This is a genomic window from Nocardia sp. NPDC051832 (assembly GCF_040681285.1).
Lineage (GTDB): Bacteria > Actinomycetota > Actinomycetes > Mycobacteriales > Mycobacteriaceae > Nocardia.
Window position 1 is genome coordinate 350,927 of the sequence record NZ_JBFAYL010000001.1, and the last position, 13,176, is coordinate 364,102.

The 13,176-nt window shown below is 64.6% G+C and carries 6 protein-coding genes; all 6 read right to left on the reverse strand.

Going from position 1 to position 13,176, the window contains the following annotated elements:
• Positions 1–40: 40 nt before the first annotated feature.
• Positions 41–820 (reverse strand): ESX secretion-associated protein EspG, encoded by a 780-nt coding sequence (locus tag AB0M14_RS01655; protein ID WP_364987166.1) that lies wholly within the window; start codon positions 818–820, stop codon positions 41–43.
• On the reverse strand, positions 817–8,721 hold the full coding sequence (locus AB0M14_RS01660) for a hypothetical protein (protein ID WP_364987169.1): 7,905 nt from the start codon (positions 8,719–8,721) through the stop codon (positions 817–819). Before AB0M14_RS01660 ends, AB0M14_RS01655 begins: the two co-directional genes overlap by 4 nt.
• 15 nt (positions 8,722–8,736) lie before the next feature.
• Positions 8,737–9,201, reverse strand: a complete 465-nt coding sequence (locus AB0M14_RS01665) for a YbaB/EbfC family nucleoid-associated protein (RefSeq protein ID WP_364987172.1) — start codon at positions 9,199–9,201, stop codon at positions 8,737–8,739.
• A 52-nt stretch (positions 9,202–9,253) separates the two neighbouring features.
• The gene (locus AB0M14_RS01670; protein ID WP_364987175.1) at positions 9,254–9,976 is read right to left on the reverse strand and encodes a hypothetical protein; all 723 of its coding nucleotides are present in this window, start codon (positions 9,974–9,976) and stop codon (positions 9,254–9,256) included.
• Between the two features lie 112 nt (positions 9,977–10,088).
• Positions 10,089–10,871 (reverse strand): ESX secretion-associated protein EspG, encoded by a 783-nt coding sequence (locus tag AB0M14_RS01675; protein WP_364987178.1) that lies wholly within the window; start codon positions 10,869–10,871, stop codon positions 10,089–10,091.
• Between the two features lie 23 nt (positions 10,872–10,894).
• Positions 10,895–12,970, reverse strand: a complete 2,076-nt coding sequence (locus AB0M14_RS01680) for a hypothetical protein (protein WP_364987182.1) — start codon at positions 12,968–12,970, stop codon at positions 10,895–10,897.
• Positions 12,971–13,176 lie beyond the last annotated feature (206 nt).

Genomic DNA, 13,176 nt, shown 5'->3' on the forward strand with positions numbered 1-13,176 from the left:
CGCCGGAATTTAGTAAGCCTTACCTCGATTTAAGGTAGCTTCAGGAGCGCTCATCTTTGATAGCCAGAACCACTTCGGCGATTTCAGCGTTGATGAGACCGGCGAGGCGTTCAGCACCGGCTCCGATCGCCACCGGCGGGTTGGCGGCGGTGACCGCATATCTGCCGTCCCGGTCCAGATCGCGCCAGCTCAGGACGCGCCGGACGATGCCACGAGGACCGAACCGTGAACTTCCTTGGGATATTTCAATACTGCCCTGGCCGCAGATCTGCGAGCGGCGAAACTCCACTGCGCGATCTCGATCCGGGTCATGAGTCAGTTCGTGTGCCACGGAGCGTTGATACGAGTGGTCCATGTCGTCACCTTGACGAGGCAGGACAAGCCGCCCTAATCGACCCGCCGACTTGTCGGGCAGCGCCTCGGCAACAGCCATGGCGAGCACCAGTGCGTCGTGCTCGGCAATGATGTATCCACCGCTGTGCCACTGCGTTTCGCCCGGCAATTGAACCAGCACGTAGCCCAACCCGCCACGACGCACCGCGAGCAGTCGCACCTGCGCTTTCGGATCCTTCGGATCCGCACCGTCGTACCCGGCGACAACCACGCGAATATCGGGACACGCGGCGGCTTCGAGGGCCCCACCGAGCTCTTGACCCAAGGTATTTCGCATGCGGTCCCGAATCGCTTCCTTCTCTCGCTGGTAGTCGTCATAGTCGGGAATCCGGCTGGTGAACTGAAAAGGCCGTGGCACCGTGCCCGCTCGGAACGGTTCCCAGAGCGCAACGAACTCCAGGTCGCTGAGCTCCCATCTGCTCGTCACGAATTCCCCCTCGGATCGGGCCCCGGCAGGGCCGGTAGTAGGTCGGCGTAGAGATGGATCAGGCTGTCCTCGTCTTCGACGACAGCGCGGACCCGGTAGGTGATGCCGGGCGGAAGCAGCAGGTTGGGGGCGGCGGCGGGTGGGTCGTAGATTCGCTCGGTCCAGATCGCCGGGGTGCCCGCCGGGACCCGCAGGTGCAGGATGGCGTCGGCGCGGATCGCGCCCGGCTGAGCACCTCGTTCCATCCCGATGTCGTCCGGTTCGTAGATGCTGGGTGTGGTGGGCAAGAAGGCCGGGATGACGCGAGTCTGCCCCGTCATGCGGTCCGGGTGGTCGAAATCGTTGTCGTCCAATTCGATTCCCGCGGTCACCACGATGGTGTCGGGTACCGGGCGCTGGGCCATTGCCGCGTCCGCCATCGCGACGAGCTCGTTCGAGCGAGCGGATTCACCCCCGGAGCCCAGGGCGGCGTTGACCGATCCGTACCCGAATCGGTCGGCTGCCATCAGAGCGTGTTTCGTCTCCGGCGCGAGGTGGTCGACATATGAGTTCCAGTACTGCCGCGCGTAGGCGGCTCCAGCCTGTTCGTCATCGAAACCCGCTGTGCCCTGCAGCAATTCCGCGTCCAACCGAGCGCGGGTCAGGTCACCGGCGCCGGCGCCCAGCTGGAATGGGATATCGGGGCTGGACTGGAACCCCGCCCACTCCTGCTCGACGCCCCGGTCCGCACTCCAGGCCCGGATATGTTCCAGGTCGAGGGAATCCGATCCGGCCATGATCGATCGGATGTCGTCGGCATCGTGGGATCGCCCGCCCATCAGCTTGAAAACGATCAGGTCCTCGGCCCGCAGCCGGCCGTCGGCGGCTCGATCCATGGCCTGCCTGATGAAGGGGGTGTCGAGGCAGAGCAGGTCGATGGAAACGCCGACCCTTTCCACGCGCAGGAGAACCAGTTCGCCGTCCGACCGGCGGTGCTCGGTCTGCACGCTGTACCCGGCATCGGTCAGGTAGTCCGCCAGATCAGTGAAGGTCGCGGCGGCCGTCGGCCGGATCAGGAAGTCGATATCCGCGGTCGATCGTAATTCGGCGCGGTAGTGGTTGGCAGCCAATGCGCCGGTTTGGGCCGTCTGGAAACCCTGTACCCGCAGATCCGCGGCGAATTCGGCTGCTAGATCCTGGAGTTCGACCAGCCAGCTCGGCTGTGAACCACCCCGCGCCTCCGATGTCAGAAGTTCGTACAGCGCCTGCTGCCCCTCGGTTGCCACGATGCCTTCGTGCAGGACCGCGGCAAATGATTGAGCCAGGGCGTGCTCGCGGACCAAAGCGCCGTCACCGGTGTAGCTGTCCGCAAGAAATTGGCGCGCCTCCCAGTTGGGGTACGCCTCTTCCGGCGCTACCGACCGATGACGCTCGACCAGTGTCTCCGTGATCCGCTCGTGGGCGCGGTATTCCCCGGCCGCGTCCAATGCATGCCCGAGTTCACCGAGTACCGCGCCGTAGTAGGGCCGGTCCGGCACGCCTACCTGAGCTTCGAGCACGATCTGCTGGGCCCACCCTTCCGCGAAGCCGGTTGGGTCCGAGCGACAGGCGTCACTGATCGTTATTGTGCCCGCGTCGAACTCGGCGAACTCTTTCCATGACAGCCGGCCGATGCGGATTGCCCGTAGCGCGACCTCGGGGTGCGCGGTCTGCACGGTGTCCACAGCCGAGAGGATCTCGCGCGCCACTGCTTCCGCGACGCCGGACGCGTCGACTTCAGGTAAGTGACTGCGCGGCAACGCGGCTCGGTCGTTTTCCGGACCGTCCGACAAAGGCGTGCTCGAGCCGATGCGCAGCTCGCTCGGCGGTGGGCTCGATTCACCCACCCCGAGCACGATCTCGCCGACGTCCGATCTCGGCTTCCGGCTGTAGACCACAGCCCAGGTACCGGTTACTTCGCTGCTGATGCCACCCGCGAGCTCGGTCAGCGTCATGCGCGCACCGGATTCGGTGACGAAACGTTCCTGACCGTCTTCGACGCCGTCGTAGCCGGCTCGCCGGCCGTTGACCTCGAAAAGCGGCTTGCCCTCGGAGTTCTTACCCAGCAGCGTCACAGTGTAGGCGTGTCCATCGGCCGCGTACTTGCCGGCGGTAGTGCGCCGTTCCAGCACCCATGCCGAAATCTTTGTTCGTTTCGGTGTTTTCGCGGCTTGCGCCAGGAGGCCGTGGATCACCTTGGCTCGGCCACCGAGGGCCCCGTCGTCGGTGAACCGCTCCGGTTCCGAACCGCGAAAGGCCGGTTTCAGCTCGCTCCACAACACCCCGCCCACCCGATTCGGGTCGACCTCGAAGGCGTTGGTCACCGCACCCTGCTGCGTACGGAGATGGTCGAAGGATTCCGGCACACAGTGATTGATCAGTGCGGCGGACAGGCGGGCGAAAAGACTGTGATCCCGGATCTGATGAAAACGCTCTGCCAGCGCTGCGAGCGTATCCAGCGCGGCGGCATCGGCATCGATCTCCGCGAGCAGTTCGTCACGAACCTTCGCCAATTGCTCGGGCGAATCTTGCAGACGCCCGAAAACCGTATTGCCTTTGAACTGTCCGTAGAGTGCCGCCGCTTTGTTCGATGCGGCGAGCCGCTGACCGGGTACGATCTGATCGGGGAAGGCCAGCTTCGGATCGACCCCGATCAGGCGGGCCCAATCCTGTTCGGGCTGTGGGATTTCCGCGTTCTCGTCCGGCTCCGTCTGCAGACGACTCGCGACCTCTGACGGCTCCGAACGGCGGATTCTGGCGATTTCTTCTGGTCCGAGCCGCATGACCTTCGCTGCGATAGCCCAGTCGGCTTGCAGGATCTCGCCTACCGCTGCGGGGTCGGTCTGCATAACTCGCACGACCGCGTCCTGATCGGAGTGCAACAGATCCGCGACTGTCTTCGACTCGAGCAGGTGAATCTTCGCGATTTCCGTCTCGTCGAGTGCGGAGTTTCGAGCCGCGAAATCGCGGGCCGAGGCGATGTGCCCTGTCGCCTTCAGTGCGAGGTCCTCGAACATCACCGTGGGCCCGGATCCGCGCAAAGCGTCGAAAGTCAGCAGGCCGGGTTCTTTCCGGACCAGCTCCAGCAGCACACGGACGTCGGCCATCTTGGACTGGTGTTTTTCGGCCCACCGAGTGAAGGCAGCTTCGCGATCGACGGCGAAGGTGGCTGCGTCGACGTCCTGGATGACCGGAGACAGCGTATGCAGCAACCGGCGTGCTGTCGATGCCACCAGATGCCGGCTGCCGGCGGCAATATGATCGCAAAGCGCGCCGACCCGTAAAGCGCGCAAAGCCAGCTGGTTTCGCCGGTCGTCGATTATCCGATCGACCGCATCCGGAGCGAGATCGATCAAGGGCACGCCCAGCTGAGCGGCGGCGGATTCGAAGCGCGCCACCACCTCCGAGTCCGGCAAAGGCGCAGCGGGACCGCTACCCATCGCCGGGGGCGCGGCGGTTTCCCTCTCGGAAATGAACCGCAATGGGCCGGTGCCGTCGCGCAGCGCGGTAACAGCGACTGGCCTGCCCTTGACCTCGGTCACCGAATGATGCACCGATGGTGCCGGAACGTGCACCAGCTGAGGCCCGGCTACAGAATCTGGACGGACCACCCGATATTCGAGGTCTGATGCGCCCTCGGTAAGCGCCTGCGCCCAGTGCGCGTGCTGGGGGTCGGCCAAGGCACGCGTAAGCATGCTGTCGTGACCAGTGCCGCCATCGACAACTACCACCCGCGGTCGCGGGCCCCCGATCACACCGACCCCCTCGGTGAGCATTTGCCCGCCCTGAGCCTGAATCCAGTCGGCACCGACAATGCGCGCCAGCTCGGCGATCGCTGCATCGAAATGCGATTCTGCCTGTTCGTACTCTGTTGCCTGTCTTTCGAAAGAATCTACAGCGCTCGATAAGCCGAGTCCGGTGTCACGTAAAGCGCGCAGCTGCTGATCGAGAGGTTGGGCCCGATCTACTCCTAGCCAGTCCGCCCATGTGATCACCTCATTCTTCAGCTGTTCACGGCGCAGCGCTGCGCGGTATAGCTTCAACGCGAAGGGCGTTTGATTGAACCCCAGATCCCACCAGTTGCCCTGCTTGGTCTGCTCTCGGGTCTGGTTCATGTTGAGGCCGGCCTCCGGGTTCACCGCATCTGGGTTGACCTTCAGCTTCGCTCGAATCTCCACCAGCAGTTGCTGTATCGGATCGCGGCGCTCGAGGTCGCGCGGCGGGTTCGGTTTCTGTATCAAGGTGACGGCCCGATACGGCAGGACCAGGTCCTCGGCTTTGAAGCGACCGAGCGCCTGCACATAGGCCTCGACCGCGGCGGTATGACGCAAAGCGCGATACCGCAGTTCCTGTAACGCCTGTCCCCGCGAAGTGGCGTTCAAGTCGGGCAGCCGCACACCATGCTTTTCGGCCAGCTCTTGCAACACCAGGCCGAGGTCGCGCCGGTGCCGCAGCGCGTTCTCGGAATCCTGCTGCTGCTCAACGAAATCCGGATGCGAAGGGGTGTGCGCCGCCCGGCTCGGTTCCGCCGTTATAGCTTGGTCCGCAAAGGCAGGTGGCACCGATCCGGTGATCGCCGGTCTGGCCGGATCGAAACCCGACATGGAGATTGCGCGCCGGGTGAGGAACCGCCAGAACGCCGGCGCGTCGGCTCGTAGCCGCTTGGACTGCAACATCAAGAAGAACGGATCCGGCGTCTCTGCTGGATCTGCCAAGTCCACCCCGGAGAAACCTTCGATGAGACTCCCGTAGAGGGTGCCATTTCCGCCCGAACCAAATGGATATTCCGGGGAGATGTAGTGCTCGAGCCAGTTCGATTTGGTGAAACCGAACCGAGTCGCAGCACGTTGCCACCGCTTCGGGATGCGTTTCGGCTCGGCCGGCACGCCCACGTCCGGGGGCGCCAGGCGCGCCGCCGGACGCTTAGTCCAGCCACCACCACCGTCGTCCTGCACGATCAGTGGTAGCCGCTGGCCTCCGATCTCCAGATCGAAGCGCTGTGTGGCGCTGGAAGATGCCGCCGCCTGCACTGCATCGGCCAGGTGCGTAACAGCCGCGGCGCGAGCCAGCACGTCGCGGCGTAAATCTTTGATCGTTTCGGCAATCCGGTTCGAGGCCACGCCGGTGTCGTCCACCCCCAGCCTGCGCGCCCATTCGTCACGTGCGGCAACGGCTCGGCGCAATACCTGCTCGGCCAGATACTCCCGCCGAGCCGATTCGCCCCCGAATGTATCCAGCGGCGGAAGAATGGGCTGGCTTCGATAGCGCTGCTCCAGCTCCAGCTCCCGCTGCGCACGAACCAGGCTGCGGTCGGCTTCGGCGAGCGCCTCGACCGCCCCGGCCCGGATCAGAGTTCGAAAGTTCTGCTCCGCAATAGTTTTCGCAAGACGATCCGCGGTCAGCTCGGATGCCGGCACATCCAACTGGGCGGCGAGCCGATCGCGCAGCGCGTCCATCGCCTGCAGATCCGACTCCGGGGCAATCGTGGAATCCCAAGCACCCCAGATGTTTCCAGGGACACCCGCATACTCCTGCGCGAGGCCGGCCAGCGCCTGCAACGGAGCGTGTTTCGCGCCGTGCGCGCGCCACCGCTCGAATTCCTTGCGCAGCGCGGGAGCTTCCTCGTGCTGCCAGGTCAGCTCGCCGGTCATACCGGCATGCTCCGCCAAGGCCGCGACGTAGGTGTATTCGGCGTTCGTCAGCGGCCGCGGCGAGTGCCCGCCTGGGTCGGCGTACTCGCGGAAGAATCGCTTCGCCGCGTGCAACGGAAGCTCAGCACTCGATCCAGCGTCGGCACCGAACCGTTCCTCGTCATCGGGCAGCGCGGCGAACGGGTCACCGACGTCGCGGATGACCGCATCGGCGTGGAAGACCAATGCCCAGGTTGCCACGGTGGTATCCCTTGTACCGCCCGCCAATTCGGCGACCGACAGCCGGCGGCCCGCGGTAGTGCGGAACCATTCCCGGCCTCGCTCGTCGGTTCCCTCGTAGACCACTTCCTGATCGGCCACCTCGAACCTGGCCACACCGTCAACAGCGCCCAGATACCGGATCGCATAGGTATGACCGCCTACTACGTTCTTCTCCGTCCCGATGGTCGCGCGCTTGTCCATCACCCACGCCGACAGGTTCCCCGCCCCCGGTTGCTTCCGAGCACGTTCCAGCAGGCCTTCGACCAGCTTCGCGTGCGCCGTGATCTTGCCGTCGGCGAATCCTTCCGGGCGCGCGCCATTGAGATATTGCCGAAGTTCCCACCACGGTATGCCGTTCAGTCGTGTGGGGTCGGACGGTGGCACCGAGACGACTGAACGGTGATACTCGTCGATCCGACTCAGGGAATGCGAGGCGCAGTCGTGCGGAAGCGGCGGCGCAGGGGCTGCGGCGGCTAAGGTCTCTGGGTCACGACCGGCTTCAGTGGTCGCGGGTCCGTCGGTCGGCACCAGGTCGTCGACCGTCACCAGTTCGGCTGTGGCAGGAACCTCGGTACCAGCGATCTCCAAGCCTGATTCTATTGGGGTGTATGGAGTCTCGTTCACCACCGGTGGATCGATCTCCGCGACCGGACCAGCCACCAGCCCGATATCGGCCGGCGACGAAGCCCGCACGGCGGCCTGTCCGGCTTCGGGACTCGACGGGACGTCCGCTGTGACGGCTTCCAGAGGTCCTTGTCTGGCAGCAGCTTCCATGCGATGCGATTCTCGTTTGCCGGGTTGCTGCTCACCTGTGGCGCCACGCCGCGGAGCCTCGGAGTCCGTCGGCGCAGCCTGCACAGGCTGAACGCTCTTCAGGCCGTGGGTAACTCCCCCACCACCGCTAACAGGAGTGACGGCCTTCGATACCGCACCGCCGTCCATCACCGGAACCGCGTTCACGTGACGTCCGTTGAGGAAGCTCCTCTCGCTCAGCAATCCCGCGAATCCGTTGTGCCCGTGGTGGTAACCAGATACCGCGCTGGGCAGACCACTGGCGTTCGCCCCGGAGAGCGCGGCCTTCCAGTCCCACTCGGCATACTTGCCCGTCACCATCGGGGTCGCCGCGTGGGCCGCGGCCGCCCCGGCGAAGCCGGCGGCGAAACCGGTCGAGTAGCCCTTGAAGGCGTCCGACCACTTCTGTGGGTTCAGTGGCGACGACATCGGGAACCGCCTGCCGAGCAGGCCGCCTGTCAGCCCACCGGTCATACCGCCGACCAAGTTCAATTGAGCATTTTGCCAGGCCTTTTCGCCGGTGAAATCGGACTTATAGCCCGCCGCGGTAGTGAACTGATGCACCAGGTTGTCGGTGATGAAGCCTTGGACGACCTCTTCCAAACCTTCCTGCACTACCTCGTAGGCGATCTTGCCGACCAGGCTCTTCGGTATCTTCAACCAGGGGAATCTGGTCTTCAGAATCTGAATGGCCCGCAGCATGAAACGGCCGAGCAGCGAATACCGCAAACGGGTGGTCACGACGGTCTTCGCCTGGTACGCCCACTTTCCATAACCCATCCCGTAGGAGATGGCGAGCTCGGTGGCGAACCACCCCAGGTTGATGTTCGCCTCCACATCCGCTGAATACAGTTGGCCGGCGAAATCGTCGAGCGCCCCCGCGAGTTCGCCGTAGGCCGCCGCCAGCGCTTCGACCGAGGCATCGCCAGTAGCAAGCGGTTGCAGTGCGCCGGCGATACTTTCGCCGCCGTCGCCTACGGGGTAGCCCGCATCGGCCTCACTGATCCCCTGTTGGAGCGGGCCGAGCGCGGCCTCGACCTTCGCCTGGACGTCACGCAGTTCGGCGGCGATCTTCTCGATCTCGGGGATACTGCCGGCCGGCCAGTCGGAACCCACGACGAACTCGAAGAATTCCAGTAGCCACGCCCACGCCGGGATGTTCGGATTGTCCTCACTCATCGTGTGCGAACACCGCTACCAGGAAAGGTCGGTCGCGCCGCCTGGACGGCGGTGCCGAGTCTCTTCGAATCCCTCAGCGGTGCCATCGACTTCGGCGGTGCTGTCTTCGGTCGTCGGCGCCTTGACAGCCACCGGCTGCGGACCGGGAATCATATCGGCGATCTCATCGAAATCGGCCAGCACATCGGCGAAATCCTTGCGTTTCCGCCCCGCGGCGCCGAGGAATGGCGCGAAGATCTCCGCATTGCGTTGCGCCGCTTGCTGTTGCGCAGACTTGGCGGCCTCGGTTACAGCAACTGACAACTGCCGATAGCTCATGCCGGAAGCAGCGGGCTCGATGCGGACGTCCAAAATCTCGCCATCAGCGTTCACCGTCACCGCGACCCGGCTACCCGCAGCAGTGCCGGTGATGATCAGCTCGGCACGCTCGCGCTGCGCCGCACCCAAGGCCTGGATCTGTTCGCGCATCCCCGCGAACATCTGCTCCTTGATGACTTCCCTTGCCCTATCCCCCATGGACGTGCGCTCGCTTCTACTCGGGTGCCGTGTCGGTCGGCGATTCTGTCTCGGCCGGGATTTCCAACAGCTCACCGATGCCTGTGCCCACAGCCTCGACACCGGAGGTCAACGCATCGAGCCCCCCAGCGAGTACCGGGCCCGCGTCCGCCTGCTCAGCTGCCGACTGTGTTGTCAGGCCGGTCAGCCCCAGACCCTCCAGCAGACCGGGACCGCCGGTCAAGCCATCGAGACCCACGGATCCCGTACCGAGTGGATCTGCGGCCGACCACGATTCCACGGTGGACTCGGCAGGAGCGGGATCGCTTGTGTCCGGGCTCTGCTCGGGGATTTCGGGCAGAGGCGCGGCGCTGGTGGCAGGGGCACCGCCACCAGCGGAGCCGCCCCCGCCCCCGCCTCCGGCCAGGCCGTCGGTGCTCAAGACTTCGGTATTGGCCGACTCCACCTCGTCCATGGCATCGGCCGAGTCGTTCAAGCCGACGGAGACCTCGTCCAGGTTCTCCGCCATTATCGAAGTGCTGTCGACGAGCGTCGCGCTGTACTCGTCGAATCCCGGCTCGCCCGCACTGCCGAACCGGAACTGATCACCGAATTTGTCGTTCCCGGCCGCGGACTTGATCTTCGCGATCGCGTCCGCGGCAGCCTGCTGCGCCGCACGTAGCTCTTCCGCGACCCCGCTCATCGTCCCCGACGACTGGCGCAGTTTTTCCGGATGGATCTCGACTTGCTGACCGGACATCACGAACCTCGACGATTGGCATCGGAACTGTCCCGATCTTGGCAGGGGCAGCGGCCGCTGAAACGATAATGACGAGAACTTTGCCGCCGCTTGAGGTTCCGCGGACCTTCCGTCAGGCTTCGCGCAGCGACGCGCGTTCGTCCTTGATGGTCTGGATCACCTTGGCGATCTCTTTGTTGATCATCGCCGCGAACTTGTTGTCGTCGGCGGGCTGGGCGATCGGCGGCAGTTCGGGGCCGATGACGTATCGGCCGTCGTCCGGCAGGTCGCGCCAACCGAGCTGAATCCGTAGCTGCCCGCGCGGGCCGTAGACCGACCGCCCCTGGCGAACCACGATGTAGCCCTCGGTAACCGGCACGATCTGCTCGAACTTCTCCGCGCGAGCAGAGTTGTCGTCGTCGAAGGAGTCCCAGAGGTTGGACGTCCCGAAGCTGTGGTCCAACCCCTCGTCGGTCTTGGCGGTAACCGGCATCGGCAACGTCACATTCTTGCCCTTACCCGCCTCGGCCTTCGGGAGCGCGGCCACGACGACGGCGGCCAAGCCCAGCGGATCACACTCGGTGATCGTGAAACCGCCCGAGGCGTCATACGTCTTGCCCGGCAGCTGCTTCGCCAGATAGCCCCGGCTACCACAGCGGACCGCGCGCAGGCGAATGGTCTGCTTCGCGTCGGTCCAATCCGCACCGCTGCCCCCGCGCACCTCCACGCTCAGGTCCGGATCGCGCAGCTCCGCGCATAACTCGTCGACCCTCGGATCCACGTCGGCCTGCAATCGATTCCGGACGCTACGCAATTCCCGCTGAAAGTCGTCGTAGTACGGAATGTCGGTGACAAAGGTGAACGGCGGCGGCAACGCGCCGCCCCGGGCTCGAGACCACAGGGCCACGAACTCCATATCCGTGAACGTCCACGAACGGCTCACTGCTCGACCACTGGCCTGACCACCTTCGGCGCTTCACCGAGCAACTCATCCAGATGGGCGTCGGACTCGAGGTACGCGGGACGCTTGTAAGCTTGCTGGCCCTGCCCAGCGCCCTGACCGGCGGCACCGGCAGGTCCGGGAGAACCGGGCATCGCCTGCGAAGCGGCCCCGGCACGGCTGCCGAGCGCACCGAGACCGGCACCGGTACCGGTGGTGAGCGCCGATGTGGTCGCGCCCACGCGAGGGAAGAGTTTGGCCGCTTCGGAGAGTCCCAGCCCCTTTGCGAGCGCGCTGGGGCCGGGCCCGGGGCCACCGCCGAGTTTGGCGGCCAGGTCGGCGGCCTTGGGCAGGCCGGACCCGTTCAGCGAGTTCTGCGCGGCCTGCTGGGCGGCCGCCAGTGCCTCGGTCGCACCCTGCTGACCGGCGGAAAGCGCTTCCTGCACAGCCTTTTGCGCAGCCTCCATACCTTGCTGGGCGGCCTGCTGCGCCGACGACGCCGCTTCCCGTGCCGCGGCGCGGGCTTCCTGCTCCTTGCGGGAAGCCTCTTGCTTCGCGGCGGCTTCCTTGGCACGCTGCTCGGCTTCGGCCTGCCGGCGATCGTTGTCGGCGCGCTGCTTCTTCTCGTAGGCTTCCTGTTCCTTGGCGCGCCGCTCCGTTTCCTTGCGCATCTTCTCTTCGAATTCCCGGCGGCGCTGCTCGTCCTGCTTGGCGCGCTCGGCAGCCTGCTGCTGCTGCTTCTTCTGCGCCGCGGTCAATCCGTTGGTGGGATTGGTGGTCTTCGGACGAGCGCTCGGCGGGCCACCGCCCGGCGGGCCGCCACCAGGGGTCTGCTTGGCGGCCGCCTCTTTCGCCTTCTTTTCCGCCAGCGCTCTCGCCTCTTCGGGGTCGACTACGCCGTCGTTGTTGGTATCGCCCTCTTTTTGGTCGTCCTTGTTGACCTTGCCGTCGCCGTTGTGGTCGCCGGGTATCTTCGGCAGCGGCGTCAGACCTTTGAACTGCGTGGTCGGATCGCTGAGCAGCGGCACATTCTGAGCCGCCCATTCGATGCCCTCGCCATACGTCTGATCGAAGAAGTCTTGGTAATTTCCGAGGCGCTGGTAATCGTTTCCGTCTTCGACGCCGCGTTTCGGTTCAGGATCCACCGGCGGCGCCGCGGCTTGCGTCCAGTCCAGGAAGGTGGCGGCGAACTCGAGTGCCCGCTTGTAGTGACCAGCGGTGTCCTGAAGAGGCTTGACGGTTTCGACGTACTTGTTGATCGACTCCTTGACGTGCAGCGCGCCATCCCCCTCCCAACGCCCGTTCATCGCGGTTGTCACCTGGTCGTTGAAGCCGGTGTAGTACTCCCGGAGCTTCGACTCGATGTGGCTCCATTGCCCGGCTTTGTCAGCGAGAATGGAGGATACATAGTTATTTCGAATATGCTCGCCGTTGTCGTACAGCACTTTCCATGGTTGATCTTTGGAGGGGCGATCGATACGGACACTCTTGTCCATTTGGGCGCCCTTCATATCCGGCTTGGGGGTGTCGTTGTAACGATCGATACCGTTGCCGTCGAGGGCCATTCCGTTCAAGCCGTTTTCGTCGGTAGAGGGCTTGGGAATGGAATATGACTTACCGCCACCGTAATCCGGGGAATTGATCTTGGGGTAGGCGATCTTTTCGATCTCGGCCAGGTCGTTCGCGTTGGTCGTCTCGGCGTTCTCATAGTTCTTGGCGGCCGCGACTACAACATCCAACATCTCATTGAGAATCTTCACGTGCGCGTCGAGGATCTGGTACATCTTCTCACCCCCCTCGGTGTACGTCGTTGAGAGCGCCTCTCCCGATGTGATGGCCGGAGTCGTGAACGGCCCCAAGGGGAATAGCCCGTTAGCACCCCAGGACAGCGAGCGCACGCCGGTGATGATGTTCGAGATCGCCGTACCGAGTTTGAGCGCAGCCTCCGGGTCGAATGTCACCCATTTCGCGTTGTTCTCGATCCGATCCTTGTAGGCGGGCCACGGGTTGCCCCCCAGCCCCAATTCCTCGGGCATCGGCTTGCTGGGCTGCCCGTCATCAGGCTTGGGTGGCATGCACGTACTCCTCGACTATCTCCGAAACTCCGGGACTGTCACTGCGCCCGTTACCGGTCGGCTCCATCTTGTCACGAATCCGGCCACACAACACCTGGACCCGACCCGTAAGACGAAGTCTCGCACCAGATCCGGACTTGCCGTCATTATCGCTTTCCCACTGCTACCCGAACATGATGGCGACGAAGAAAAGCCCTAAGAAACAG

Coding starts and splice junctions, on each gene's coding strand:
- AB0M14_RS01660 (WP_364987169.1), bottom strand. CDS start 8,721: ATGAGTGAGGACAATCCGAACATCCCGGCGTGGGCGTGGCTACTGGAA.
- AB0M14_RS01665 (WP_364987172.1), bottom strand. CDS start 9,201: ATGTTCGCGGGGATGCGCGAACAGATCCAGGCCTTGGGTGCGGCGCAG.
- AB0M14_RS01670 (WP_364987175.1), bottom strand. CDS start 9,976: ATGTCCGGTCAGCAAGTCGAGATCCATCCGGAAAAACTGCGCCAGTCG.
- AB0M14_RS01675 (WP_364987178.1), bottom strand. CDS start 10,871: ATGGAGTTCGTGGCCCTGTGGTCTCGAGCCCGGGGCGGCGCGTTGCCG.
- AB0M14_RS01680 (WP_364987182.1), bottom strand. CDS start 12,970: ATGCCACCCAAGCCTGATGACGGGCAGCCCAGCAAGCCGATGCCCGAG.